Annotated in this window: 30 protein-coding genes; 12 read left to right on the top strand and 18 right to left on the bottom strand. The window is 71.3% G+C overall.

What is annotated here, in order from left to right:
• Positions 1-34: 34 nt before the first annotated feature.
• Positions 35-1,222 carry a copper amine oxidase gene (locus FIV44_RS07490; protein ID WP_281285854.1) on the top strand — a complete coding sequence of 396 codons (1,188 nt, stop codon included), beginning with the start codon at positions 35-37 and terminating at the stop codon, positions 1,220-1,222.
• Positions 1,223-1,485: 263 nt separating this feature from the next.
• On the opposite strand, the gene FIV44_RS07495 is transcribed toward FIV44_RS07490, so the two are convergent.
• Positions 1,486-1,770 carry a helix-turn-helix domain-containing protein gene (locus tag FIV44_RS07495; protein WP_246086861.1) on the bottom strand — a complete coding sequence of 95 codons (285 nt, stop codon included), beginning with the start codon at positions 1,768-1,770 and terminating at the stop codon, positions 1,486-1,488.
• 154 nt (positions 1,771-1,924) lie between these two features.
• On the opposite strand from FIV44_RS07495, the gene FIV44_RS07500 reads away from it, so the two are divergent.
• A complete protein-coding gene (locus FIV44_RS07500) occupies positions 1,925-2,257 on the top strand; it encodes a DUF6907 domain-containing protein (RefSeq protein WP_141003897.1) in 333 nt (110 codons plus the stop codon).
• Positions 2,258-2,414: 157 nt separating this feature from the next.
• Here FIV44_RS07500 and FIV44_RS07505 read toward each other — a convergent pair whose 3' ends face one another.
• From FIV44_RS07505 to FIV44_RS07515, 3 genes are read right to left on the bottom strand one after another with little or no spacing between them, the layout of a single operon-like run.
• Positions 2,415-2,963 carry a hemerythrin domain-containing protein gene (locus FIV44_RS07505; protein ID WP_141003898.1) on the bottom strand — a complete coding sequence of 183 codons (549 nt, stop codon included), beginning with the start codon at positions 2,961-2,963 and terminating at the stop codon, positions 2,415-2,417.
• 51 nt (positions 2,964-3,014) lie between these two features.
• Positions 3,015-3,884 carry an SCO6745 family protein gene (locus FIV44_RS07510; protein WP_141003899.1) on the bottom strand — a complete coding sequence of 290 codons (870 nt, stop codon included), beginning with the start codon at positions 3,882-3,884 and terminating at the stop codon, positions 3,015-3,017.
• 1 nt (position 3,885) lies between these two features.
• On the bottom strand, positions 3,886-5,613 hold the full coding sequence (locus FIV44_RS07515) for an NAD(P)/FAD-dependent oxidoreductase (RefSeq protein ID WP_141003900.1): 1,728 nt from the start codon (positions 5,611-5,613) through the stop codon (positions 3,886-3,888).
• Positions 5,614-5,748: 135 nt separating this feature from the next.
• On the opposite strand from FIV44_RS07515, the gene FIV44_RS07520 reads away from it, so the two are divergent.
• Genes FIV44_RS07520 through FIV44_RS07535 form a run of 4 tightly spaced genes read left to right on the top strand, consistent with a single transcriptional unit; the run spans position 5,749 to position 7,527 of the window.
• Complete coding sequence (locus tag FIV44_RS07520) at positions 5,749-6,000, top strand: type II toxin-antitoxin system Phd/YefM family antitoxin (RefSeq protein WP_141003901.1); 252 nt, start codon at positions 5,749-5,751, stop codon at positions 5,998-6,000.
• A complete protein-coding gene (locus FIV44_RS07525) occupies positions 5,997-6,413 on the top strand; it encodes a type II toxin-antitoxin system VapC family toxin (RefSeq protein WP_141003902.1) in 417 nt (138 codons plus the stop codon). Before FIV44_RS07520 ends, FIV44_RS07525 begins: the two co-directional genes overlap by 4 nt.
• Before the next feature lie 10 nt (positions 6,414-6,423).
• On the top strand, positions 6,424-7,134 hold the full coding sequence (locus tag FIV44_RS07530) for an HNH endonuclease family protein (protein WP_181411037.1): 711 nt from the start codon (positions 6,424-6,426) through the stop codon (positions 7,132-7,134).
• Between the two features lie 24 nt (positions 7,135-7,158).
• Positions 7,159-7,527 (top strand): DUF427 domain-containing protein, encoded by a 369-nt coding sequence (locus FIV44_RS07535; protein ID WP_141003904.1) that lies wholly within the window; start codon positions 7,159-7,161, stop codon positions 7,525-7,527.
• A gap of 18 nt (positions 7,528-7,545) precedes the next feature.
• Here the strand turns inward: FIV44_RS07535 and FIV44_RS07540 are convergent, their stop codons facing one another.
• The gene (locus FIV44_RS07540; protein WP_141003905.1) at positions 7,546-8,925 is read right to left on the bottom strand and encodes a GntP family permease; all 1,380 of its coding nucleotides are present in this window, start codon (positions 8,923-8,925) and stop codon (positions 7,546-7,548) included.
• 10 nt (positions 8,926-8,935) lie between these two features.
• Complete coding sequence (locus tag FIV44_RS07545) at positions 8,936-9,469, bottom strand: gluconokinase (RefSeq protein ID WP_141003906.1); 534 nt, start codon at positions 9,467-9,469, stop codon at positions 8,936-8,938.
• A 103-nt stretch (positions 9,470-9,572) separates the two neighbouring features.
• On the opposite strand from FIV44_RS07545, the gene FIV44_RS07550 reads away from it, so the two are divergent.
• Both FIV44_RS07550 and FIV44_RS07555 read left to right on the top strand, forming a co-directional pair.
• Positions 9,573-10,289 (top strand): FadR/GntR family transcriptional regulator, encoded by a 717-nt coding sequence (locus tag FIV44_RS07550; RefSeq protein ID WP_246086862.1) that lies wholly within the window; start codon positions 9,573-9,575, stop codon positions 10,287-10,289.
• Positions 10,273-10,839: a hypothetical protein gene (locus FIV44_RS07555; RefSeq protein WP_141003907.1), complete on the top strand. Its 567-nt coding sequence runs from the start codon at positions 10,273-10,275 to the stop codon at positions 10,837-10,839. The genes FIV44_RS07550 and FIV44_RS07555 overlap by 17 nt, the downstream gene beginning before the upstream one ends.
• Before the next feature lie 103 nt (positions 10,840-10,942).
• On the opposite strand, the gene FIV44_RS07560 is transcribed toward FIV44_RS07555, so the two are convergent.
• From FIV44_RS07560 to FIV44_RS07590, 7 genes are all read right to left on the bottom strand, one after another.
• The gene (locus tag FIV44_RS07560) at positions 10,943-11,335 is read right to left on the bottom strand and encodes a type II toxin-antitoxin system VapC family toxin (RefSeq protein WP_141003908.1); all 393 of its coding nucleotides are present in this window, start codon (positions 11,333-11,335) and stop codon (positions 10,943-10,945) included.
• A complete protein-coding gene (locus tag FIV44_RS07565) occupies positions 11,332-11,565 on the bottom strand; it encodes a FitA-like ribbon-helix-helix domain-containing protein (protein ID WP_141003909.1) in 234 nt (77 codons plus the stop codon). Before FIV44_RS07565 ends, FIV44_RS07560 begins: the two co-directional genes overlap by 4 nt.
• A gap of 38 nt (positions 11,566-11,603) precedes the next feature.
• Positions 11,604-12,041 carry a hypothetical protein gene (locus FIV44_RS07570; protein WP_141003910.1) on the bottom strand — a complete coding sequence of 146 codons (438 nt, stop codon included), beginning with the start codon at positions 12,039-12,041 and terminating at the stop codon, positions 11,604-11,606.
• A gap of 67 nt (positions 12,042-12,108) precedes the next feature.
• Positions 12,109-12,759: a hypothetical protein gene (locus FIV44_RS07575; RefSeq protein WP_141003911.1), complete on the bottom strand. Its 651-nt coding sequence runs from the start codon at positions 12,757-12,759 to the stop codon at positions 12,109-12,111.
• Positions 12,756-13,295, bottom strand: coding sequence for a SigE family RNA polymerase sigma factor (locus FIV44_RS07580; protein ID WP_141003912.1), 540 nt, complete (start codon positions 13,293-13,295; stop codon positions 12,756-12,758). The genes FIV44_RS07575 and FIV44_RS07580 overlap by 4 nt, the downstream gene beginning before the upstream one ends.
• Before the next feature lie 5 nt (positions 13,296-13,300).
• A complete protein-coding gene (locus FIV44_RS07585) occupies positions 13,301-13,933 on the bottom strand; it encodes a DNA-3-methyladenine glycosylase (RefSeq protein ID WP_246086863.1) in 633 nt (210 codons plus the stop codon).
• Positions 13,930-14,421: a CYTH domain-containing protein gene (locus FIV44_RS07590; RefSeq protein ID WP_141003914.1), complete on the bottom strand. Its 492-nt coding sequence runs from the start codon at positions 14,419-14,421 to the stop codon at positions 13,930-13,932. Before FIV44_RS07590 ends, FIV44_RS07585 begins: the two co-directional genes overlap by 4 nt.
• Positions 14,422-14,467: 46 nt before the next feature.
• Here FIV44_RS07590 and FIV44_RS07595 point away from each other — a divergent pair, with 46 nt between their 5' ends.
• Positions 14,468-14,854, top strand: coding sequence for a (deoxy)nucleoside triphosphate pyrophosphohydrolase (locus tag FIV44_RS07595; RefSeq protein ID WP_246086864.1), 387 nt, complete (start codon positions 14,468-14,470; stop codon positions 14,852-14,854).
• 42 nt (positions 14,855-14,896) lie between these two features.
• Positions 14,897-16,951 carry a nuclease-related domain-containing DEAD/DEAH box helicase gene (locus FIV44_RS07600; protein WP_141003915.1) on the top strand — a complete coding sequence of 685 codons (2,055 nt, stop codon included), beginning with the start codon at positions 14,897-14,899 and terminating at the stop codon, positions 16,949-16,951.
• A gap of 34 nt (positions 16,952-16,985) precedes the next feature.
• Here FIV44_RS07600 and FIV44_RS07605 read toward each other — a convergent pair whose 3' ends face one another.
• From FIV44_RS07605 to nrdR, 4 genes are all read right to left on the bottom strand, one after another.
• Positions 16,986-17,399, bottom strand: coding sequence for a PIN domain-containing protein (locus FIV44_RS07605; RefSeq protein ID WP_219996338.1), 414 nt, complete (start codon positions 17,397-17,399; stop codon positions 16,986-16,988).
• Entirely contained in the window at positions 17,396-17,623 is a 228-nt protein-coding gene (locus FIV44_RS07610; RefSeq protein ID WP_141003916.1) for a CopG family transcriptional regulator, read from the bottom strand. Before FIV44_RS07610 ends, FIV44_RS07605 begins: the two co-directional genes overlap by 4 nt.
• Before the next feature lie 114 nt (positions 17,624-17,737).
• The gene (locus tag FIV44_RS07615; protein WP_141003917.1) at positions 17,738-20,644 is read right to left on the bottom strand and encodes a vitamin B12-dependent ribonucleotide reductase; all 2,907 of its coding nucleotides are present in this window, start codon (positions 20,642-20,644) and stop codon (positions 17,738-17,740) included.
• 137 nt (positions 20,645-20,781) lie between these two features.
• Positions 20,782-21,270 carry a transcriptional regulator NrdR gene (nrdR, locus tag FIV44_RS07620; RefSeq protein ID WP_141003918.1) on the bottom strand — a complete coding sequence of 163 codons (489 nt, stop codon included), beginning with the start codon at positions 21,268-21,270 and terminating at the stop codon, positions 20,782-20,784.
• A 359-nt stretch (positions 21,271-21,629) separates the two neighbouring features.
• On the opposite strand from nrdR, the gene FIV44_RS07625 reads away from it, so the two are divergent.
• A complete protein-coding gene (locus tag FIV44_RS07625) occupies positions 21,630-21,959 on the top strand; it encodes a hypothetical protein (protein ID WP_141003919.1) in 330 nt (109 codons plus the stop codon).
• Positions 21,960-22,099: 140 nt separating this feature from the next.
• On the opposite strand, the gene FIV44_RS07630 is transcribed toward FIV44_RS07625, so the two are convergent.
• Positions 22,100-22,480 carry a LysM peptidoglycan-binding domain-containing protein gene (locus tag FIV44_RS07630; protein ID WP_141003920.1) on the bottom strand — a complete coding sequence of 127 codons (381 nt, stop codon included), beginning with the start codon at positions 22,478-22,480 and terminating at the stop codon, positions 22,100-22,102.
• Positions 22,481-22,762: 282 nt separating this feature from the next.
• Between FIV44_RS07630 and lexA the strand changes: the two genes are divergently transcribed.
• Positions 22,763-23,512 carry a transcriptional repressor LexA gene (gene lexA / locus FIV44_RS07635; RefSeq protein ID WP_141003921.1) on the top strand — a complete coding sequence of 250 codons (750 nt, stop codon included), beginning with the start codon at positions 22,763-22,765 and terminating at the stop codon, positions 23,510-23,512.
• Positions 23,513-23,575 lie beyond the last annotated feature (63 nt).

The following is a 23,575-nucleotide window of genomic DNA, read 5'->3' on the forward strand; positions in this document are numbered from 1 at the left end:
CGACCGCCACGCGGCCTCGCACTGGCACAACGCGATCTACCGCGTCGACTTCGCCGTCGACACCGACGACGGCAGCGGGACGCAGCGAGTGGAGCAGTGGGACTACGAGCGCGATCCCGAACGGCCCGCTCGTCTACGGGGGTCCGGGACGCTGCGCGCCCAGGCGTTCCGCGCGGAGGACGACACCGCGCCGACCACCTGGTGGCGGGTGGTCAACCCGGCATCGCTGAACGGCGACGGACACGCTCGCTCGTACGAGATCGTCAACGAGGGCAGCCGGGATCCCTACCGGACCCTCACCCGGCCCGAGATCAGCTTCACCAACGACCACCCGTGCCAGGAGTACGCCTCGGGCAACCTCAACGCAGGGTGCCCCAACCAGTCGGTGTCCGACTACGTCGCCGCCGAGACGGCGCCGCTGACCGACCCCGTCGCCTGGGTCAGCGTCGGCTACCACCACATCCCCCGCGACGAGGACCAGTCCCCGATGCCGGTGCACTGGCAGAGCTTCTCCCTGGTGCCGCGCGATCTGCTGGCCCAGCAGGCCGTCACTCCGGCCGAGCGCTCCTGCGACAACGGACTGACCACCGGCGCGATCGGATCATGCGCCGCGATCAGCGCCGGTCCGCCGACCATCGCCGTCGACCGAGCGACACCGGCGTCCGGGGCCCTCCTCACCGCCGACACCGGGACGTGGCGCGTGACGCGGACGACGCTGTCGTACCAGTTCCTGTGGCTGCGCGACGGGGCGCCGATCTTCACCACCGGCGAGGACGGGCTGCCGACGGCCGCCACCGGCGAGACCTACCGTCTCACCGACGCGGACGTCGGGCACCGGATCACGGTGCAGGTGACCGCGTCGGCAGCCGGAGTGATCCCGGGCAGTGCCACCTCTGCGCCACTCACCGTGCCGGCGCCTTCCGCCGTCCTGCCGCCCAGCAGTGGCGCGGTGCGTATCCAGCCGAAGCTGAAGCTCAAGCTGAAGAAGTCGAGGAACGGCCGGCCGCGGTTGCGCATCGTGGTGCGTGGAGACCACGGTCCCGGTGAGGGTGTCGTGCTGATCCGCCGCCAGGGTCGTACGATCGCGACCGCGGTGCTGCGCGGCGGTCGCGTCGTCGTACGGCTGCCGCGCGTCGGCAAGCGCTACCGAGTCAAAGTCGTCTATCCCGGCGACCAGCGCTATCTGAAGGTGACCGCCAAAGCCCGAGTGCCCAGGTCGTGAGCGGCGCGATCTTGTCACCCGCATCGCAAACTCCGCACGGATCTTGCCCCGTTGACCCGAACGCCCGTCGCCATCGCTCGCGACATGGATGAATCGACGCGGACACCGCCTCTCCGGCCCTCCCGCCGGGAAGCGCAGCCATCGCCGGGCCCGGAGCGTGTCCCGAGAGTCCGGGCCCGGCGCGCGCGGAGGCCACTGTCCACCGCGAACCCCGGGGCCTCCTGCGGCCTCGGGGTTCGCGCTCTGCTCCGCGACCGGCGTCGTCAGCGCCCGACAGTGAGGTCAGGCGCCCCCGGTGGCAGCAGGTCGGCGATCGTGATCCCCAGAGCCTGAGACACGGCCACGAGGGTCAGCAGCTCCGGGTTGAGCGGCGTACCGGGCTTGGACTCGCCCTTCTCGTACTTCTGGTAGGTCTGTGTCGCGATCCCGGCTCGTGTCGCGACAGCGCGCTGGCTGCATCCGGCGGCGGCGCGCGCCCGCTTCAGAGCGTGGCCGATCTCGCGCGCGTAGGCCGCCCAGGCCGGAGATGTCCTTCGGGGATCTTGCACCTGACCACTTTGGCCCAGCGCACCGCTTTGATCGAGCATACTGGTATGGGAATACGGCCACGAGAGGATCAGTCTGTGGAGAAGCACAGCACAGAGGGCACCCATGTCGGCACCTCTTCCTATCTTCGCAGCAACGCGACATTCGGAGGCGGATATGGACCATCGACGACCTACCTGGCTGCTTGAGCCCTGTCCTGCATGGTGCACCCGCGAGCACGTCGAGGACGACCACCCCGAGGATCGGTACCACTCCAGCGAGGCGAGCGTCGTTCCGGCCATCGCCACCGACGAGGACAGGCTGCCGCCGTCCGCCTCCGCGGATGCCGTAGAACTCATCGTCGGGATGACCCGGCCCGTCGGCGAGCTCATCGAGTGGGTCACCATCGAGCCCAGCCTGTCCCGCCAGCCGCGGCTGACCCTGACCCGCGAGTCCGCTCAACGACTCCTCGACGCCCTGGCCGAGCAATTGGCCCTCACCGCCCGCTGAGCCACCTCACGAGCCAGCAGAGCCGGAGAAAGCGCCGAGGCCGGCTCCCGCCGTCCGGCGGGGGTTCCGGCCTCCACTTCCCAATCCCCCAGAGGAGGTGGGCGATAGCTCGACGTTAGCATCCGGCGGGCGGGGCGAGCGCCAGCCCTGCGGCGGCTCACGCGTCCTGCAGCAGGCCCTCCCGCTGCGCGGCGGCGACGATCCGTCGTACGTTCTCGACGGCACCGCAGCGCTCGTCGATCAGCGCGTTGCGGCGGGCCGCCCACTTCTCACCGAGATCCCAGCGCACGCGGGTCGAGACCTCGGTGCGGGCGGGCTCGAGGATGCTGAGCTCCTCCTCGGCGATGTGGTGGGCGACCAGGTTGCTGAGCTCCTCCACGGCGTCGGCGAACGCCTGGGTGTCGGTGCCCTTGAGCTCGAGGAGGGACAGCAGGGCGTCGTTGCCCTCGGCGTGCTCCTCCCGGCCGTGCTCGACGTCGTGGGCGTCGATGTCGGCGGCGGCCTTGCGCAGGACGGGATAGACCAGCTCCTCCTCCGCCTCGCCGTGGGCGACGAGGACGTCGGCGAAGGCCCGTCGTACGGCGTCGCGGTCGGCCGTGCCGAGACGCATCTGGGACAGCAGCTGCTCGAAGCGCCGGTGGTCGTCGCTGATCAGGTCGATGACGTCGCCCGAGGTGGGGCGGCCCAGGTCGATTCCGGAGGTCATGGCGCGCAGGTACCCGGAGCGATCCGGCGCAACCGTGCGGGCCTCGGGCGGTCAGTCGGACAGGTCCAGCCCCATCGGCGACCTGGTCGGGATCTCCCCTGCCGCCACGATCGCCGCCCGCACGGGGGCGAGCGCCGTCAGCAGGTCGTCGACCTCGTCGTCGCCGAGGACGGCGTACGCCGGCGCCGCCAGGTCGTCCGTCGTCTCCTCGATCCGCTCCTTCACCGCGCGCCCGCGCTCGGTGAGGTGTCCGGCGGGATCGACGAGACCGCGCTGGCGCATCCCGTCGAGGATCGCGTCCCACTCGGCGTCCGTCAGGTGCCGCGCGGTGCGGTAGACCGCGGCCGGCGTACCCGTGGCGAGCGCGTGGAGGACGTGGGCCTCGCGGCCACCGATCCCCGCGGCGGTCAGTGCGGCGACGTGCCCGTCGCCGCGATGCTCGCGCAGCAGGGTGGCGGCGTGCCAGAGCCGGGCCAGCGCCTCGTCCGGCACCGGCAGCGCGCGGTTGGCCGCGAACAGCGGCCGGCCCTCGAGCGGCGCTGCGGCGGCAGCGCGCTCGGCCAGCTCGGCGGCTCGCTCGACGCCGGGGACGGGCGCCGCGGTGCCGAGCTGCCGGCGCAGCGCCGCGACCGAGCCGTCGAGGCGGGCCCGCAGTGCCGCCTCCGGAGCCGCGAAGGCCCAGGCGTCCGGGAGGGCACGGGCGACGTGACCCAGGTCGAAGTTGTGGAACAGCGCGTGCACCAGCTCGGCCGGCGCCGGGCCGAGGGGTGCGGCGCGTCCGGCGAAGTAGCCCATCCAGAACCCGCGGTAGCCGGCGGCCGCCAGCGCCGAGAGCGGCTCCGGCGAGAAGTACGTGACGGCGTGCACCGGCTCGATCGACCGCCACACCGCGCGGGCGACGTCCGCCCGCGGATGCCTCACGTCACGCCCCACGCAGCGGTGCGGGGGCCTCGCCGGCGGGCGCGGGCGACGACCGGAGCGACTCCAGGTACCCGTGCACGAGCGACACCGCCGACGCGCCCTCGCCGCTGGCGGCGGCGACCCGCTTCATCGAGCCGGAGCGGATGTCGCCGGCGGCGAAGATGCCGGGGACGCAGGTGGTGAGGTTCTCCGGCGGGAGGCCGTCGACCCAGCACTCGGTGGGCACGTCGCGGCCGGTGAGGACGAAGCCGCGCTCGTCGCGGAGTACGTCGGCGGGCAGCCAGTCGCAGTGGGGTGCGGCGCCGATCAGCAGGAAGAGCCCGCCCGCGGCGACCCGCTCCTCCTGCCGCGTGCGGACGTCGCACAGCTGCAGCCACCCCAGCTGGCCGCTGTCGTCGGGGCCGCCGTCGACGATCTCCGTGCACGGACGCACGTCGATCCGCGGGTTCCACGAGATCTCGCCGATGAGGTACGTCGACATGGTCGCGGCCAGGTCCTCGCGCCGGATCAGGATCGTGACCGAGCGCGCGAACCGGGCCAGGTGCACGGCGGCCTGTCCCGCGGAGTTGCCGCCGCCGACGACGTACACGTCGCGGTCCTCCATCTCGCGCGCGGCGGTCATCGCGGCGCCGTAGTTGACGCCGGCGCCGACGAGATCCTCCAGCGGCGCGATGCCGAGGCGCCGGTAGGCGACCCCGGAGGCGACGAGGACCGAGCGGGCGCGGACCTCCCCTCCCTCGGTCACCACGGTGTGCGGCGCGCCGTCGGCGCCCGGCTCCAGGCCCACCACCGGCCAGCCGGTGAAGAAGCGGGCGCCGAACCGGATCGCCTGGGTCCGCGCCCGCTGTCCCAACCGCATGCCGGAGATGCCGCGCGGGAAGCCGAGGTAGTTGCGGATCATCGAGCTGGTGCCGGCCTGCCCGCCGATCACCTCCTGCTCGAGGACGACGGTGCTCAGTCCCTCGGACGCGCCGTAGACCGCGGCGGCGAGACCGGCCGGGCCGGCCCCGACGATGGCGAGGTCGACCACGGTGTCCACCTCGATGTCGGAGGGCCGGCCGTAGATCAGCGCGGCCAGCTCCCGCACCGACTGCGGTGCGACGACCGGCAGCCGACCGAACGGCTTGGCCGCCAGGTGCACCAACGGGTACGACGGCGGGCCGTCGTACAGCGCGAGGGCCTCCTCGCCCTGCGGGGAGTCCGGCGGGTAGGTCCGGTACGGGAAGCCGGTCCGGTCCAGGAAGTCGCGCACCGCCAGCGCGAGCGGCGAGGCGTCGGGCGCGATCACCCGCACCGAGTCGACCTCCGAGGACGCGACCGTCGCACCCCAGTCGCTGAGCAGCTCGACGATCGCGTAGTGGAACTCCTCGTCGCGGCGCCCCTGGGGCAGCACGAGGTAGGTGTCGAACTTGCCCTTGGCGAGATAGGGCCGCAGCGACTCGGTGTCGGCTGCGAAGCGGGCGATCGGGATGGCGACGATCCGCCGGGCGGTCGGGACGAGCGCCCGCCAGTCGTGCATCGCGACGAGCACGTTCTCGTCGGGCAGCTCGGAGTCGGTCACGACGAGGGCGACCGGCTGCCCGGACCGGCGCACCGCCTTCAGGAGGGCGTTCGCCTCGGCGACGCTGCGGGCGGAGCGGACGTCGTACTCGCGCTCGTAGCGGTGGAACTGCTCGGTCAGGACGTCGATCTCGTCGGCGGAGACGAGAAGGATGATGGGGTCGGCCACGGATCCAGTGTGAGGGCTGTGGAAAGCCACCGGCCAGTGTCGGGCCCTCGGCCCACGATCCTGGCATGAAGAGGATCTCGGGTCAGGAGACGAGGTACCTTGGTGTAGGTACGGTACCTACAGGAGGCGATCGCCATGACGACCATCACGAGCAGGGAGTTCAACCGCGATGTCAGCGCGGCGAAGCGCGCCGCACTGGAGGGACCGGTCATGGTCACCGACCACGGCGAGCCGTCCCACGTCCTGCTGTCGATCGAGGACTACCGCCGCCTGCGACGGCAGGCCGGGACCCTCGCCGACCGACTGGCCGGGCCTCCGGGGTCGGAGGACATCGAGATTCCGATCCCCCCACGCAAGGTGGAGCCGTTCCGCCCCCTCGACCTGTGAGGCATCTTCTCGACACCAATATCGTCAGCGACCTGTACCGCAGGCGCCCGTCGGTCGTGGCCTGGACCAAGCAGCATCCCGATGAGGATTTCGCGATCAGCACGATCACACTGTTCGAGCTCGAGCACGGCATCCTGCTGCTCGAACGACGCGATCCCCGACAGGCAAAACCGCTGCGACGCTGGTTCGACAGCAAGGTGGTCCCGGACTTCGAGAGGACGACCCTTCCGGTCGACACGGCCGTCGCGTCCCGCGCCGCGGCGCTCCACGTGCCCGATCCGATGCCGATCGACGACGCCTACATCGCGGCGACCGCGCTGGTCCACGGCCTGACCGTGGTCACCCGCAATGTCGCCGACTTCGCGCGGACCGGCGTACCGGTCGTCAACCCCCACGACCCTAGCAGCGCCTAGGTTTGCCGATGTGAGGTGGTGGTGGGCGGCCCTGGTGGCCGGGCTGGTGACGCTGCTGACCGCGTGCGGGCCGCTGGCACCTGCCCCACCGGGCGCCTCCGCGGGCGACGGCACCGTGCTGCCCACGGACGCCATGGACACCACCGGTGCCACGGACGCCGCGGAGGCGCTGGCCGGGCTCGTCGTCACCGCGCGGCCACGGCCGCCGGCCGACTACGACCGCAACGCGTTCGGCGCCCGGTGGGCCGACGTGGACGGCAACGGCTGCAACCAGCGCGACGACGTGCTGCTGCGCGACGCCGAGCCCGGCACCGCCCGCATCGCACGCCAGGGCCGCTGTGACCACGACGTGCTCGCCGGCACGTGGACCGATCCCTACACCGGGAGGACGCTGACCTTCGACGACCTCAAGGATCCCGCGCAGGCACAGGCGATCCAGATCGACCATGTCGTCCCGCTCGCCGAGGCGTGGGTCTCCGGCGCGTCCGCGTGGGACGACGCGCGGCGCAGGGAGTACGCCAACGACCTCGCCGGGCTGCTCGCCGTCGACGGCCCGACCAACGCCGCCAAGGGCGCCGACGACCCGGCCGCATGGCGTCCGCGGAAGGCCTACCAGTGCGCCTACGCCCGTCGCTGGATCGAGGTCAAGGCGCGCTGGCGGCTGACGGTCGACCCCAGCGAGGTGGCCGCGCTCGACGACATGCTGGGCTACTGCTCCTGAGCCCGCCCGGCTACCGTCGGGCACATGTCTCGCCCCGTGCTCGTCCCCGGCCCGGACCACCCGATCACCGTCACGCCCCACCCGGGGCGGGTCGTCGTGCGCGCCGGCGGGCGCGCCCTCGTCGACACCGAGCGGGCGCTGGAGCTGCGCGAGGCGTCGTACCCGCCGGTGCTCTACCTCCCCCGCGAGGACGCCGACCTGACGGCGCTGCAGCCCAGCGACACCCGCACCTACTGCCCCTACAAGGGCGACGCGTCGTACTTCTCGATCCCCACCGCCGACGGGCTGCTCGTGGACGCGGTCTGGTCCTACGAGCAGCCCTACGACGCGGTGCCGGCCATCGCGGGCCACCTCGCGTTCTACCCCGACCGGGTGGAGATCAGCGCCGGCTGACCCCACCCCGGCCGGCGCTCAGATCACCAGGTTGAGCGCCATCACGAACACCAGGCCGCTGACCGAGAGCAGCGTCTCCATGGCCGACCAGGTCTTGATGGTCTGGCCGACGGTCATGCCGAAGTACTCCTTGACCAGCCAGAAGCCGGCGTCGTTGACGTGGGAGAAGAACACCGAGCCGGCGCCGATCGCGAGCACCATCAGCGACACCTCACCGCTGGAGAGCTGGTCGGTGAGCGGCGCGAGCAGGCCGGAGGCGGTGACGGTCGCGACGGTCGCGGACCCGGTGGCGAGGCGGATGAGGACCGCGACGAACCACGCGAGTACGAGCACGGAGATGTTGCTGTCGGCCACCCGCTCAGCGACGATCGTGCCGATGCCGGTGTCCACCAGGGACTGCTTGAACCCGCCGCCGGCAGCGACGATGAGCAGGATGCCCGCGACGCCGGGGAGCGAGGACTCCAGCGACTTCGCGACGCCGTCGCGGCCCATCTTGCCGCCGAGGGTGAACATCCCGACCACGACCGCGAGGGCGAGCGCGATGAGCGGCGTACCGAGGACGTCGAGGGTACGGCGCAGCGGGTCGGTCGTGTCGTCGATGAAGATGTCGGCCAGCGCCTTGCCCATCATCAGGACCACGGGCAGCAGCACGGAGGCGATGGTGATCCCGAACGACGGCCGGCCGGCGGCGTCCTCCTCGCCCTTCCCCTCGAAGCGGTGGGGCACGTCGACGACGACATACCGTCCGACGATGCCGAACACCGGCCCGGCGATGATCACCGTCGGGATCGCGACGGCGACGCCGAGGGCGAGGGTGGTGCCGAGGTCGGCGCCGAGGTAGTCGATGGCGGTGAGCGGGCCGGGGTGCGGCGGGACCAGGCCGTGCATCGCGGAGAGGCCGGCGAGGGCGGGGATGCCGATGGTGACCAGGGACTGCCCGGAGCGGCGGGCGACGAGGTAGATGACCGGCATCAGCAGCACGAGGCCGATCTCGAAGAACATCGGCAGGCCGATGATCGCGCCGACCACGGCCATCGCCCACGGCAGCGCACGCGGCGAGGCGTGACCGATGATGGTGTCGACGATCTGGTCGGCGCCACCGCTGTCGGCGAGCAGCTTGCCGAACATGGCGCCGAGGGCGATCAGGATGCCGACGCCGGCGGCGGTCGAGCCGAAGCCGGCGGTGTAGCTGGCGATCGCGGTCTCGACGTCGACGCCGGCGACGACGCCGACGGCGAGCGCGCCGGCGGTCAGCGCGAGGAAGGGGTGCACCTTCGCGGCGATGATGAGGACGACGATGACGCCGATGCCGAGCAGGGCGGCGAGGACGAGTCGGCCCTCGGAGGCGACCGGCTCGACGAGGTCGGTGCCGGCGGCGGCGATGAGCTGGATGGACATGGGGGCCTCCTCAGGCCTGCCCGCCGGCGGACCGGCGCTCGACGTACTCGTGGACGATGGCGTCGACGGACTGGTCGACGTCGATGACCATGCCGGCCTCGCCGGGACCCAGCGGCTCGAGCGTGTCGAACTGCGAGTCGAGCAGCGACGCCGGCATGAAGTGGCCGGGACGGCTGGCCTGGCGCCGCGCGATGACCTCGCGGGTGCCGTGCAGGTGGAGGAAGGACACGTGCGGCGCGTGGGCGCGCAGCTGGTCGCGGTAGGCCACCTTGAGCGCCGAGCAGCTGATGACGCCGCCGCGGTCGTCGTGCTCGGCGAGCCAGCGGCCGATGGCCTCGAGCCATGGGTACCGGTCGTCGTCGTCGAGCGGGATGCCGGCGGTCATCTTGGCGATATTGGCCGGCGGGTGGAAGTCGTCGGCGTCGCCGAACGGGACCCCCAGCCGCTGCGCGATCGCGGCCCCGACGGTCGACTTCCCCGAGCCGGACACGCCCATCACGACGAGTTGGACGACCCGGCGGCCCTCGGTGCTCGTGCTGCTCATGTGACCTCCTTCACGGATGTGCTGGCCGTCACAGTGTGCATCCATTAATCTGCTTTTAACAAGACCGATCCCGAAATAAATCTGATTTTTGTGGGAGGTGGCCGTGGCGGCCCTGCACGACGACGTCCTCGACGCCCTGGGGCGCCGCATCGTCAGCGGCGACCTCGCGGCGGGGACGGTCCTGACCCTCGACGACATCGACACCGAGTACGACGTCAGCCGCTCCGTGTCGCGCGAGGCGGTCCGGGTCCTCGGCTCGATGGGCATGGTCGCCTCGCGACGGCGGGTCGGCCTGACGGTGCAGCCGCGGACGGCCTGGCAGGTCTTCGACCCGCGGCTGATCCGCTGGCGTCTCGACTCCGACGACCGCTCGGCGCAACTGCAGTCGCTCGGGGAGCTGCGCAGCGGCTTCGAGCCGGTCGCCGCGGCACTCGCCGCCTCGCGGGCCACTCCGGAGCAGTGCGGCGCGCTCACGACCGCGGTCGGCGACATGGTCGTGCACGGCCGGGCCGGCGACCTCGAGGCGTTCCTCGCCGCCGACATCGTGTTCCACCGGCTGCTGCTCCAGGCCTCCGGCAACGAGATGCTCGCCGCGCTCGACGGCGTGGTCGCCGAGGTGCTGTCCGGGCGGACCCACCACCACCTGATGCCGGCCCACCCCAAGGACGAGGCGATCGACCTGCACGTGGAGGTCGCGCGCGCCGTACGCGCCGGCGACGCCGCCGCCGCGCGAGCCGCGATGGAGGCGATCATCTCGGAGGCGACGGGAGCCGTCGCGGAGGACTCGACTACCCTCGGAGGCGATGGAGAACACGCCTGACCTCGCGAACCTGATCGACCAGCTGCAGAGCGAGGAGTACGACGTCACCGAGCCACTGCCCGGCGTCCTCCACGTCACGGGCCGGTTCTCGAACCCGGAGCGGATCGCGCTGCGCGCGGCCGCCGAGGCCGGCGACGTCGCGCTCGCCGTCTGGGCCACCAGTCACCACGACGACTGGGCACTGGTGGCCTGGGACCGCCCCGACCTGGTGACCATCACCCAGAAGGGCGCGACCCCGCAGCGCTGGCGGCACCGCCGGCCGCCGGCCACGCTCCGTCCCGACGCGCAGACCTTCCTCGAGGGCGCGTCGTCGCCGTTCGACATCGTCACGCGGCCCAAGCACCAGCCCACCGACGCCGCCCGCGAGGTGCTGACCCGCTTCGGCATCACCGACCCGCCTCCCCCGGCTGGGTGCCGCCGGTCGTCGAGGCGCCGCCGGTGCCCGCCGTACGCGAGAGCCGGGTGCCGGCCGCCTCCGCCAAGCCGGCCCGCGCCCCGCGCGCGACCAAGCCCAAGGCGCCGCCGAAGCCGGCCAAGCCGGAGCCGGTGATCGCGGTCTGCCCGACCTGCTTCATGGCGCTGCCGGCGACGGGCGTCTGCGACAACTGCGGCTGACCGGCCGCAGTCCAAGGCCCCCGGCCGCAGCGCAGAGATCACGGAGTCATGAAGTCACAGCGCGGACCTGGTGCCCGCGCAAGGCGCAGGTCCAGCGTTGCCAGCGGCGCATCGAACATCTCTGCCGCGGCGACGTACCAGGCGTCGTAGGCCGAGACGTTGGCGCGAAGCTCCCAGATCCGGTCGACGAGGCCGACGACATCGAGGTAGCGAATCGGGAGGTGGCCGAGATCGGCCACCGCCACCCCCGCTTGCTCGGGAGCCAGCATCCCGACTGCGACGGCCCGTCGCAGTTGGCTCAAGACCTCCACAGGCAGGAGGTGCGGCGCGACGACGGGACCGTCGATCAAGCGCGTCTCCGCCCATGCGCCCTCAGACCCACCGGTCACCAGCGCCGCCACGACCACCGACGCGTCGACGACGGTCGTCACGCCCGGTCCGCGCCCTTGGTGACCAAGATCTGCTCTACCGACAAGCCCTGTCCGAACGCAGCCTTGTGACGGCGAATCCTGTCGAGCACGTCCTGGGGGTCCGGAGTCTCTGCCAGCTCGACGAGCCGGGCACGCAGGAATTCTTGCATGGACTGGCCGCTGCGCGCCGCGCGCGCGGCCAGTTCGGCACGCGTCTCGTCGGGGACGTCACGGATCGTGATCGACACCATGCTGCCAGAATGCTGCGTCTGCATGCGATCTGCAAGCATCAGGCGGCTCCCGCCCATCCGGCATCGACAAGGTCGTCGGGCGCCGCCACCCGGAGCTCGGCGTCATTGGCCAGGTGCACCGGCCACCGCCCATCCAGCCCCGCCAGCCCGCGCGCCCAGGCCAGGTCGCCCGGCGTCCGCGCCCGGCGGCCCGGCCGGGCGTAGAGGAACGCGCACGCGAGGTCGTGCTGGCGCGCGTGCCGGACCAGCACCTGCAGCCGGTCGAGGTCGTCGGCCACCGGCACGAGCGGGACGCCCCGTACCTGGGCCAGGTGCAGCGGCCGGACGCCGTCGACGAACAGCGTCCACAGCTGCGGCTCGTCGAAGCCGAGCCGGCCCGTCAGCGCCCGCCAGGTGTGCTCGAGCGCCGCCTGGTCGGTGATCGGCGGCATCCGATCGGGTGGGAGCAGGGGCGGGACGTCGTCGTACTCGGTCATGCAGACGAGGGTGCGCCATTTCCGACCGGGACGTCGGTCCTCATCCACAGGCCCGCGACCAGGCCGATCAGCCCACGCCGGCCTGCGCCTCGGCGGTCACGGTCACGCCCTCGGCGAACTCGACGACCTGGGCGTCGGTGAGGCCCAGCGACTTCCAGGCCTGGACGACGACGCGGTGCTCGCCGTCGTCGTACGTCAGGACCTGGGTCCCGCCCTCGACGGTGCGCAGCCAGCCGTCGTGCGCGCCGACCCGCACCGGCGCACCCTCCGGGTTCCCGGTGACCGACGACGACTCGAGCATCACGACCAGCTTGTCCTCGAACACGTCGAGGCCGCTGTCGTCGCCGGCGCGGGCGACGTTGAGGTTGAACGGCGTGGCGCCCTCGAGCACGAACCCGGCCGGGACCTTGGCGACGACGAAGCCGGGCTGCTGCGCCCCGGTGTAGGCGACCAGCTCGACGCCGTCGCTCCCCTGGTCGGCACTCGGTACGGCGACCGGCGGCGCGGGCGTCGTCGTCCGGTCGGCGTTGACGGCGATCGCGGTGCCCACGCCGGCGACAGCGGCCAGCGTGAGACCGGCGGTGCCCACCCGGAGCGCACGGCGCCGGGACGCGCCCCGGCCGCGGGCGAGGTCGCGGCGTACCGCCTCCTCGGAGGGCGCGGGCGCGGCGGTGCCGAGGCGGTGCAGGCGGTCCATGAGGTCGGCGGGCTCGGTCATGACGGGTCTCCTTCGTGAGGGGCGGCCGGGATCGGCGCGGCCTGCGGGAGGGCCTCCCGCAGCTTGGCGAGACCGCGAGCCGTCTGGCTCTTGACCGTGCCCGGGCTGCACCCGAGCGCGTCCGCGGCGTCCTCGACGCTGAGGTCGGCGACGTGACGGAGCACGACGGCCGCCCGCATCCGCTCCGGCAGCGCGCGGAGGGCGGCGAGGAGCTCGGCGTCGACCGGCTCCCCGACGGCGGTGGCGGTCGCCGACGCGCGGTCCGGGAGCTCGGCGGTCGCCGTCTCCCGGGACACCGACGGGCGCCGGCGATGGTCGATGAAGGCCTTGACGAGCGCCCGGCGGGCGTACGCGTCGACTCCGCCGCGCCGGGTAGCCCGTCCCCAGGCGAGGTACAGCCGCACCAGCACGCCCTGGACCAGGTCCTCGGCGAGGTGGTGGTCGCCGGCGGTCAGCACGACGGCGGTACCGAGCAGGTGGGAGCGGCGGCGGCGTACGAAATCCTCGAACTCGGCGTCGCGGGCCTTCGGTCTCATGTCCCCTACACGTGCGGGGGACCCACGGGGGTTGCACGCGGGCTGCGCTTGTACGCGGACACGGTCGGGTCGCCCTCCAGCCAGAACCGCCACGGCACGTCGGCCGCCTTGGACACGCCCACGCGCGGGCCGCTCGCGATCCGCCGGCGGGTGCGGACCTCGGGGCCGAGGCGGACACCCGTGAACCCCGTCGTCCCCGGGGTGTCGTCGTGGTCGGCGAGGAGCTCGGTGCCGAGGTCGTCGAGCGTGATCCCCAGCGCCTGCGCGAGATTGCCCGGTCCCCTCGCCAGGTTGGGGTCGCGCTCGGGCGGGGTCTCGCCGCGCCGGAAGCGCGCCAGCTCGTGTCCGTCGACGACCTCACCGGCCCGCAGCAGCACCGCCGCCCCGATCTCGGTCGGCCCGGTCACGACGTTCGCGCAGAAGTGGATGCCGTAGGAGCGATACACATAGAGGCGGTACGCCGGGCCGTACATGACCTCCGAGCGCGGCGTCCGCGTGAACGCGTGCGACGCCGGGTCCTCGCATCCGCCGTAGGCCTCCACCTCGGTGATCCGGACCGTGACCCCGTGGCCGACGATCGTCCGGCCCAGCAGGGCCCGCGCCCGTCGTACGACGTCGGCGCGGTCGCGCGCACTCACCGCTCGCTCCCCCGGTCGGTGCCCCGCACGGCCAGCCCGCCACCGGTCCAGGCTTCGTCGGCGCTCACGTCCGCGACGACCTCCAGCCATTCCGGGAGGGCGGCGGGCTCCACGTCGCCGTCATCGAGCTCGGCGAGCAGCGTCCCGTCCGCCAGCTCGTCGACCACGAGGTGGAGCCCGTCGCGGCGCACCTGGTGCCGCCGCTTGCGCAGGCCCTGCCCCGGCAGCCGGTCCCACAGCAGCGCCCACTCCGTGTCGTCGAGGTATATCGACGTGCACGCCACCTCCCCCGGACCTCCGCCCAGCCGCACCTTGTGCCCGAGCTTGCGCACCACCGACCCGTCCGGCCTGCGCACCTCCCGCAATCGCAGCCGCGTCCCCTCGACGTACCTGTCCTCGATCTCCCACACCTCCGCGACCCCCTCCGGGATCGCCGACACGAGGAACCTTCGCTCGCGCTCCACCACCGCGTACTTGAGGGACACCATGGCGCCATTCTCCGCACCAGGCCTGACACCTGCGACGATCGGCCCCGTGGAGATCGAGGTCGTCGGCGCCGTCATCGTCCGTGACGGCCTGGTCCTGTGCGCCCGGCGCGGGCCCGGCGGCGAGGCCGGCGGCATGTGGGAGTTCCCCGGTGGCAAGGTCGAGCCCGGCGAGTCCCCGCAGGCCGCCCTGGCCCGGGAGATCCGCGAGGAGCTCGGCTGCGTGGTGGAGGTCGGCGACCTGGTGACGACCACGCGGCACGTCGGGTCGGCGGCGGTGGTCGAGCTGTCGACGTACTGGTGCCGGGTGGTGGCGGGAACGCCCGAGCCGACCGAGCACGCGGCTGTGCGGTGGCTGCCCGCCGCTCGGCTCGGTGAGCTCGAGTGGGCGCCGGCGGACGTGCCGGCGGTCGAGCTGGTCATTTCGACCTGGTGATCGGTCTCCCCAACTATCCTCTGCCGAGGAGGGGAGTGAGCCATGGCGGCTGGCGATTCCGCGCGCGAGGAGGCCGAGCGGCTCAGGCGCCATGCGCTGGCCGTCCACGAGCGCGCCAACAACTTCCTGGTGGCCGCCGAGTCGGAGAAGACGCTCGCACGCTATCTCCGGGAGCTCGTTCAGTTCGGCTGGCGCATCCTCGAGGACCGCGCATGGCCGAACAGCTCGCGGGCGAACATCGACTTCATCGCCATAGGGCCACCGGGCGTCCTGGTGATCGATGCCAAGGAGTGGGCCGACGTCACGATCGCCGACGACACGCTGTACCGAGGCGATGCGGACGAGACCGAGACCGTGGACAAGCAGATCGCGCTCATCGACCGGATCGCGGACCAGCTCGAGGACCACGGCCTCGTGCCCAGTGCCATCGAGTCCGTACTTGCGTTCACGAACCACGACATGAAGGCCACCTCGATCGGTCCCGTCACCGCGATCGGGGTCACGGAGCTCATCGGCTGGCTGCTCGCACGACCGCGGCGGCTGAAGGAGTCCCAACGCCGGAGGATCGCCGATCACCTCGAGCTGGGCTGCCCCCCGAAGACGCCGCAGACGACACTCACCAGAACCAAGGTGCCGCGGAAGCCGCGACCCCAGGATGTCGAGCACGAGGAGCCGCTGATCCAGTTCGACGAGGTGCAGGGAGCCCTCAACGAGGCGCTGCTGGCGAGACCCATCGAGGACTGGATGACCTTCGTCCACCCGGACCAGAACAAGCTGGTCCGTGCCCAGTGGAACGGCCCGTACCGCATCCGTGGTCCCGCGGGCACCGGCAAGACCGTCGTCGGCCTCCATCGCGCGGTCTACCTGGCGCAGCGAACCGACCTTCCCGTCCTCTTCACGTCCTACGTCAAGACCCTCCCTCGGGTCCAGGCCGCGCTCGCGCGCAGGATCTCACCGACCGGGGCGGACAACATCGAGTTCGCCAGCTCACATCAGGTCGCATACCGCGTCCTGGAGACCGCGGGCATGACCGCCACCATCGATCCCGTCGCCTGCGGAGTCGCTTTCCAGCGTGCTTGGGACGAGACCGCCTCGGCAACCCAGCTCTCCCGCTTCGAGCCCAGGCCGGAGTACTGGCGTGAAGAGATCGACTACGTCATCAAAGGACGCGGCATCCTCGACTTCGAGGCCTATCGCGACCTCGACCGGGTCGGCCGCAAGACCGTCTTCCCGCGGGAGTCCCGCGCAGGTCTCTGGAATCTCTACTGCCGGTATGGCGAGCTCCTCGAAGAAGCAGGCGTATGCGACTTCAACGACCTGCTGATCAACGCGCTGGAGATCCTCGAAGAGGAGCCCCGGCTGTTGAGGTACGGCGCCGTCATCATCGACGAGGTCCAGGACCTTACCCTGACCGGACTCCGCTTCCTCTCCGCGCTCGCTCGTGACGGCCAGGTCCTGCTCATCGGCGACGGACAGCAGTCCGTCTATCCGGGCGGATTCAACCTCGCCGAGGCAGGCATCAACATCAGCGGCCGATCGACGGTGTTGAAGGTCAACTACCGCAACACTGCCCAGATCCTGGAACGCGCCAGCCGCGAGGTCACGCACGACCGGTTCGGCGACCTCGAAGGATCGATCGAACCGGGGACACGCGATGTCACCATCGCGCGCCAAGGTCCCGCCCCGCTCGAGGTCTTCGCCGGATCGCAGCTCCACCTCGAGCGACAGCTCGTCGACCAGATCGCTCGGACCCGCGACCGCGGTGTGCCCTTGGGCGACCTGGCCGTCCTGGTCGCCTATCTCGACGAGGTGAAGCGCTACCGTCGCGTCCTGGGCACGGCCGGCATCCCGACCGTGGAGCTCAGCGCCTACGACGGAACCACCCAGGACAAGGTGAAGGTCGGTACCTTCAAGCGCGGCAAGGGCCTGGATTTCAAGTACGTCCTCATGCCCGGAATGCGCCACCAGCCGCCGGCGCAGCGGTCGGGCGAAACAGAGTCCGCGTACGCCGAGCGTCGCGAGCGGTTCCGTCGCGAGCTGTTCGTCGGGATGACCCGGGCGCGTGACGGCCTCTGGCTCGGCTACCTGCCCCGGTGACGACGGAGGGGAGACGGCCCGGCGCCGCCTCGCATCAGAGGCCGATCACCCGGACGTCATGCCCTTCCGTCAGCAATTGGAGGTCGTCCGGATCTGCCGTCAGGACAACCGAGGGTGCCCTTGCGATCGCCACCGCGGCGACGATCGCATCGACTGTCAGATCGCGCTTCTTCCGGCGGGCGCGCCCGGCCCGCTCTCGAAGCTGGCCCGCTCGTGCAGCGAGGTCCACAGAGATCGGCTCGGCGATCAGCCGCTTCATCGCACGGTACACGCCCACGTCGGTCGGCCCGCCGGTGATGACCTCGGCCGCGACGACGGCCGGGAGAATCACTCGCTGGCCGTTGTCACGAGCGGCCGCCAACCTATGGGCGACGACACGGTCGTTCCGGCCCACGCCGGCCAGGCCTTCCGAGTCCAAGATGACGACCCGGAGAGTCCGGTCGCTCACCGCATCTCATCGGCGTAGCGCGCGACGATCTCAGGGTCGAACGGCCCGCTCGCCGCCTCCATCTCATCAACCAGAGCGGCGAGGTCATCGAGCTCCAGCTGACGCCTGAGCGCGTCGGCGACGTACGCCGAGACCTTTCCCCGTGGGGCATGCCGGCGCACGGCCTCCAGAACGTCCGACGGAATGGTCCAGGAAGCCTTCTCAAAGCTGGGCTCAGCCGACATGTCGCCAATCCTACCGGCAACCCGATTCGGAGGGAACGGTCTGAGCGTGGCGAGGGCGGCCACCCGTCCGGGTGACCGCCCCTCGCTGCCCTTTGTCGAGTAGGTCGCTCGCTTTCAGCTGCAGCCGGAGGTGCTGCCGCACCCCTCGCACACGTAGCAGGACCCGGCGGGCCGCATCTTCGTACCACACGTCATGCACAGCGGCGAGTCGACGGCGTGGCCGGTGATCTGCTCGAGCAGCTCGGCGGTGGTCTTGGCGACCTTGGCCTCGACGACGGGGGCGCCGGCGAGGGGGTCCTCGTCGGTCTCGACGACCTCGGCCTCGACCTCCACGGGGACGGACTTGGCGACCGGGGCGGTCTCCACGAGCTCGGAGGCGTTGCCGGTCTCCTCGATCGGCTCGTAGGAGCCGGTCTCGAGGTGGCGCTGGCGCTCCTCGGCGGAGTAGATGCCGAGGGCGGATCGCTCCTCGAAGGAGAGGTAGTCGAGGGCCAGGCGGCGGAAGACGTAGTCCATGATCGACTGCGCCATCCGGACGTCCGGGTCGTCGGTGAGGCCGGCGGGCTCGAAGCGGAGGTTGGTGAACTTCGAGACGTAGGTCTCCAGCGGGACGCCGTACTGCAGGCCGATCGAGACCGCGATCGAGAAGGCGTCCATCACGCCGGCGAGAGTCGAGCCCTGCTTGCCGAGCTTGAGGAAGATCTCGCCGAGGGTGTTGTCGTCGTGGGCGCCCGAGGTCATGTAGCCCTCGGCGCCGGCCACCGTGAAGGAGGTGGTGCGGGCCTGGCGGGACTTCGGGAGGCGCTTGCGGGTCGGGGCGTAGACGACCTTCTCGACGACCTTCTCCACGACCTTGCCCTCGGCGGCGGCCTCCGCGGCGTCGGCGGCGTCCTTCTTGGCCTTGCCGCCGCCGTCGGCGAGGGGCTGGCCGACCTTGCAGTTGTCGCGGTAGATCGCGGTGGCCTTGAGGCCGAGCTTCCACGACTCGAGGTAGATCTGCTCGATCTCCTCGACCGTCGCCGACTCGGGCAGGTTGACCGTCTTGGAGATCGCGCCGGACAGGAACGGCTGGCAGGCCGCCATCATCAGCACGTGGCCCATCGGCTTGAGCGAGCGCTCGCCCATGGCGGTGTCGAAGACCTCGTAGTGCTCCGGCTTGAGGCCGGGGGCGTCGACGACGTGGCCGTGCTCGCCGATGTAGGCGACGATCGCCTCGATCTTCTCCTCGTCGTAGCCGAGCTTCTTCAGCGCCCGCGGGATGGTCTGGTTGACGATCTGCAGCGAGCCGCCGCCGACGAGCTTCTTGAACTTCACCAGGGAGAAGTCGGGCTCGATGCCGGTGGTGTCGCAGTCCATCATGAAGCCGATGGTGCCGGTCGGCGCGAGCACCGAGGCCTGCGCGTTGCGGAAGCCGTTGGCCTTGCCGAGCTCGACGACCTTGGCCCACTCCTCGGTGGCCAGCTTGTGCACCTTCGCGTCGGCGACGTGCAGGGTGCGGACGTCGTCGTTGGCGGCCTGGTGCTTGCGCATCACCCGGTTGTGGGCCTCGGCGTTGCGGGCGTAGCCGTTGTAGGGGCCGACGATCGCGGCGAGCTCGGCCGAGCGGCGGTACGACGTGCCGGTCATCAGCGAGGTGATGGTGGCGGCCATGGCGCGGCCGCCGTCGGAGTCGTAGCCCAGGCCCATCGCCATCAGCAGCGCGCCGAGGTTGGCGTACCCGATGCCGAGCTGACGGTAGTCGCGGGTGGTCTGGCCGATCGCCTCGGTCGGGAAGTCGGCGAAGCAGATCGAGATGTCCATCGCGGTGATGATGAACTCGACGGCCTTCGCGAACAGCGCGGCGTCGAAGGTGTCGTCCTCGCGCAGGAACTTCATCAGGTTCAGCGACGCGAGGTTGCACGAGGAGTTGTCGAGCGACATGTACTCCGAGCACGGGTTGGACGCGGTGATCCGGCCGGTCTCGGGGTTGGTGTGCCAGTCGTTGATGGTGTCGTCGTACTGCAGGCCCGGGTCGGCGCAGGCCCAGGCGGCCTCGCTGATCTTGCGGAACAGGCCGCGGGCGTCGACGGTCTCGATCACCTCGCCGGTCATCCGCGCGCGCAGGCCGAACTCGGTGCCGTTCTCGACCGCGCGCATGAACTCGTCGGTGACCCGGACCGAGTTGTTGGCGTTCTGGTACTGGACCGAGGTGATGTCCTTGCCGCCGAGGTCCATGTCGAAGCCGGCGTCGCGCAGGGCGCGGATCTTGTCCTCCTCGCGCCACTTGGTCTCGACGAACTCCTCGATGTCGGGGTGGTCGACGTCGAGCACGACCATCTTGGCCGCACGACGCGTGGCGCCGCCGGACTTGATGGTGCCGGCCGAGGCGTCGGCGCCGCGCATGAAGGAGACCGGGCCGGACGCCGTGCCGCCGCTGCTCAGCAGCTCCTTGGAGGAGCGGATCCGGGAGAGGTTCAGGCCGGCGCCGGAGCCGCCCTTGAAGATGAAGCCCTCCTCCTTGTACCAGTTCAGGATCGAGTCCATCGAGTCGTCGACGGACAGGATGAAGCACGCCGAGACCTGCTGCGGGGCGGTCGTGCCGACGTTGAACCAGACCGGGGAGTTGAAGGAGAAGTACTGGTGGGCCAGCAGCCAGGTCAGCTCGTGCTCGAAGACCTCCGCGTCCGCCGCGGACGCGAAGTAGCCGTGCTCCCTGCCCGCCTTGACGTACGTCGACACGACCCGGTCGATGAGCTGCTTGAGCCCGCGCTCCCGCTCCGGCGTGCCGACGGCGCCGCGGAAGTACTTGGTGGTGACGATCGTGGAGGCGTTGAGCGACCAGAAGTCGGGGAACTCGACGCCCAGCTGCTCGAAGACGACCTCGCCGGTCTTCCAGTTGGTCTGGACGACGTCGCGCCGCTCCCAGGTGATCTCGTCGTACGGGTGCACGCCCTCGGTGCTGAAGACCCGCTCGATCCTCAGGCCCGACTTCGGGTAGCTCGCCGTCTCGCTGGTCGTCTCGTTGCGGGCCGTCTCGGTCATGGCTCTCCTGGTCTCCTCTGGTGCGGCGGTTTCGGCGGGGCGTCGGCGGTGCAGCAGGAGCGGCGGAGCTCCCATGAAGAAGGGGAAGGTTGGTGGCCCGGCAGGCAGCTTCCCCACTACCTGCCGGGCGTCTGTGGTCAGCCCGTCGGGGCCGTGGCGATCTCCGAGGCGAGCTGGTGCTCGGCCCGCATCAGGGAGATCTCGTTCTCGAAGTCGGCGGCGGAGTCGAAGCCGCGGTAGACGGAGGCGAACCGGAGGTAGGCGACCTCGTCGAGGCGACGCAGCGGCGGCAGGATCGCCAGGCCCACCTCGTGGGCGGCGACCTCCGGGCTGCCGGCAAGCCGGAGCTGGTCCTCGACCTCCTGGCCCAGCCGGGCCAGGTCGTCCTCGTCCACCGGGCGACCCTTGCAGGCCTTGCGGACGCCGGCGACGGCCTTCTCGCGGGTGAACGGCTCGGTCGCGCCGGAGCGCTTGAGCACGGTCAGCTGCATGGCCTCGACGGTCGTGAACCGCTTCTCACAGCTCGGCGACTGACAGACCCGGCGGCGCCGGATCGAGCAGCCGTCGTCGGAGACACGGGAGTCGAGGACCTTGGTGTCGTTGTGCTTGCAGTACGGACAGTGCATGGCCCCTCCTCCCGAGACTACGAGCTGTGGACAACCCCCTGCCTGTGGAGAAGCCGGGGCGATCTGTGCGTTTCCACGCCTGTCCTGTGGGTGACGGAGCGTCGTCCTGTGGACTAGATGTGGAGAACTACATCGTTGTAACTACTAGATGTAGTGGTAACCGTACGCCCCGGCCACCACCGATGCAAGCGTGGGCGGACACGAGTTCCACGAGGGGGTCGCCGGGCACGCGTTTGCGCAGGTCACCCCCAGGAACACCGCGCCACGACCGCTTCGGCCCCGGCGTTTCCCGGCCGGCCCCGGGACCGGTGGGCGCGTTGGCTGAGCGTTCCATCCACCCATCGGCAACAATGACCGCCGTGACGGGTGGCAAGCGAGCGGGGAACCGGGCGAAGGCGCGATTCCGCCCTGACCTCCTGCTGCTGGCCGCCGGCATCACCGTCTCCATCGTCGCCTGGGGCTACCTGATCATCGCCGCGATCGACTTCGGCGCCACCGCACGCCACGACGGCAAGACCAGCGCTTGGGCCTTCCTGGCCGTCGCCGCACTCGGCGCCATGCTCTGCCTCTTCCTCGCCTTCATGCTGGCGATCCGGCTCTCGCGCGCCCTCGGCCTGACCTCGAGCCCCACCCCGCGCCCCAAGCGCGATCCGGACACGCCCAAGGGCGGCAAGCGCGCCGCGCGCTGACCCGCACACCGAGAGGCGCGCGAGGGGCGGGATCCGGTTCGGTCGGATCCCGCCCCTCGTCTTCCCCAATCTCCGCTGGGGTCGAGTCAGCGGAGCGTCTCGTGGCGGTCGCCGCGCGACCTGCTCGACAGCAGGCGGGCTCAGCCGACGGCCGGCACCCGCAGCTCCTGGCCGGCGTAGAGGACGCTGCCGTCGATGGTGTTGAGCTGCTGGATGGTGCGCATCATGTCGCGCACGTCGTCGCCGGTGGTCGCCGCGGCGTCGCTGGCGATGTCCCACAGCGTGTCGCCGGGGGCGACGGTGACCAGCTCGATCTGCGGTGCGCCGCCGTCCTCGCGGGTGGCCGCGGAGCCGGCCGCCAGCCACACGGCGGCCAGCGTCACGACGCCGAGCGCCAGCAGGAAGACGACGAGGCGGCCGCGCCGGGTCAGCCGGACCTGGCCGCGGGCCGCCGGGCGGCGGGCTGCGCTCGTCGTACGGCGGGCGGGGGCGACGCGCGGGGCGAGGGTGATCGTGCTCATGGTGTGACCTCCGGGGGAAGTGGACGACGCGGGACCTGTCGGGACTGGTCTAGCGAGAGGGTCCGACGGAAGGGGTTCGATCAGGCGTTCGATCGAACATGTGTACGAGACTAGATCAGGCGTTCGAACATTTCCAGTACCTGTTCGAAAGTTCGTTCGACCGGCGTGTCGCGACACGCGGTTCGAACAGGTGTTTGAAACAGACGGTCGGATTCGGTTAGCGTCGGCACACGGGCCCGGGTCGTTCCGGGCCGCACCCGAGGCCGATCTGGAGGGCATCCCATGGCTGACCGCAAGGGCACCGAGCGCAAGGGCGACGGGCAGGCGAGCAGCGTCTCGGAGCTGCCCGACGGGCCTGCGGACGCGACCGGGCTCACCCCGCGCCAGCAGCGGGTCCTGGCCCACATCAAGGACAGCATCGAGAAGCGCGGCTACCCGCCGAGCATGCGCGAGATCGGCCAGGCCGTCGGGCTCACCAGCACCTCCAGCGTCGCCCACCAGCTGCGCACCCTCGAGGAGAAGGGCTTCCTCAAGCGCGACCCCAACCGGCCGCGCGCGCTCGAGGTCTTCCTGCCCGAGGTGATGGCCGCGCGCCGGGCGATGGGCACCGCCGAGGAGACGGCGTACGACGAGACCGGGATCGGCGACGCCGCGCCGGTCCCCGCCAACGTGCCCGTCGTCGGCCGGATCGCCGCCGGCGGCCCGATCCTCGCCGAGGAGCGGGTCGAGGACGTCTTCCCGCTGCCCCGGCAGCTGGTCGGCGACGGCCAGCTGTTCCTGCTCGAGGTCAGCGGCGAGTCCATGATCGAGGCCGCGATCTGCGACGGCGACTACGTCGTGATCCGCCAGCAGCCGACCGCCGAGAACGGCGAGATCGTCGCCGCGATGATCGACGGCGAGGCGACGGTCAAGACCTTCCAGCGCAAGGACGGCCAGGTCTGGCTGCTCCCCCACAATCCGGCGTTCGAGCCGATCGACGGCACGAACGCGACCGTCCTCGGCAAGGTCACGGCGGTGCTCCGGCGAGTGTGAGGTTTGCCTGACCGGCCGGTGGCATAGGGTCGGGATCGTCCTGTCGCCGTACCTAAGGCCGGT

It is taken from the genome of Nocardioides humi, assembly GCF_006494775.1.
GTDB classification, from domain to species: domain Bacteria; phylum Actinomycetota; class Actinomycetes; order Propionibacteriales; family Nocardioidaceae; genus Nocardioides; species Nocardioides humi.

Coding starts and splice junctions, on each gene's coding strand:
- FIV44_RS07500 (WP_141003897.1), top strand. CDS start 1,925: ATGGACCATCGACGACCTACCTGGCTGCTTGAGCCCTGTCCTGCATGG.
- FIV44_RS07505 (WP_141003898.1), bottom strand. CDS start 2,963: ATGACCTCCGGAATCGACCTGGGCCGCCCCACCTCGGGCGACGTCATC.
- FIV44_RS07520 (WP_141003901.1), top strand. CDS start 5,749: ATGACGACCATCACGAGCAGGGAGTTCAACCGCGATGTCAGCGCGGCG.
- FIV44_RS07535 (WP_141003904.1), top strand. CDS start 7,159: ATGTCTCGCCCCGTGCTCGTCCCCGGCCCGGACCACCCGATCACCGTC.
- FIV44_RS07540 (WP_141003905.1), bottom strand. CDS start 8,925: ATGTCCATCCAGCTCATCGCCGCCGCCGGCACCGACCTCGTCGAGCCG.
- FIV44_RS07545 (WP_141003906.1), bottom strand. CDS start 9,469: ATGAGCAGCACGAGCACCGAGGGCCGCCGGGTCGTCCAACTCGTCGTG.
- FIV44_RS07555 (WP_141003907.1), top strand. CDS start 10,273: ATGGAGAACACGCCTGACCTCGCGAACCTGATCGACCAGCTGCAGAGC.
- FIV44_RS07565 (WP_141003909.1), bottom strand. CDS start 11,565: ATGGTGTCGATCACGATCCGTGACGTCCCCGACGAGACGCGTGCCGAA.
- FIV44_RS07570 (WP_141003910.1), bottom strand. CDS start 12,041: ATGACCGAGTACGACGACGTCCCGCCCCTGCTCCCACCCGATCGGATG.
- FIV44_RS07575 (WP_141003911.1), bottom strand. CDS start 12,759: ATGACCGAGCCCGCCGACCTCATGGACCGCCTGCACCGCCTCGGCACC.
- FIV44_RS07580 (WP_141003912.1), bottom strand. CDS start 13,295: ATGAGACCGAAGGCCCGCGACGCCGAGTTCGAGGATTTCGTACGCCGC.
- FIV44_RS07590 (WP_141003914.1), bottom strand. CDS start 14,421: ATGGTGTCCCTCAAGTACGCGGTGGTGGAGCGCGAGCGAAGGTTCCTC.
- FIV44_RS07600 (WP_141003915.1), top strand. CDS start 14,897: ATGGCGGCTGGCGATTCCGCGCGCGAGGAGGCCGAGCGGCTCAGGCGC.
- FIV44_RS07610 (WP_141003916.1), bottom strand. CDS start 17,623: ATGTCGGCTGAGCCCAGCTTTGAGAAGGCTTCCTGGACCATTCCGTCG.
- FIV44_RS07615 (WP_141003917.1), bottom strand. CDS start 20,644: ATGACCGAGACGGCCCGCAACGAGACGACCAGCGAGACGGCGAGCTAC.
- nrdR (WP_141003918.1), bottom strand. CDS start 21,270: ATGCACTGTCCGTACTGCAAGCACAACGACACCAAGGTCCTCGACTCC.
- FIV44_RS07630 (WP_141003920.1), bottom strand. CDS start 22,480: ATGAGCACGATCACCCTCGCCCCGCGCGTCGCCCCCGCCCGCCGTACG.
- lexA (WP_141003921.1), top strand. CDS start 22,763: ATGGCTGACCGCAAGGGCACCGAGCGCAAGGGCGACGGGCAGGCGAGC.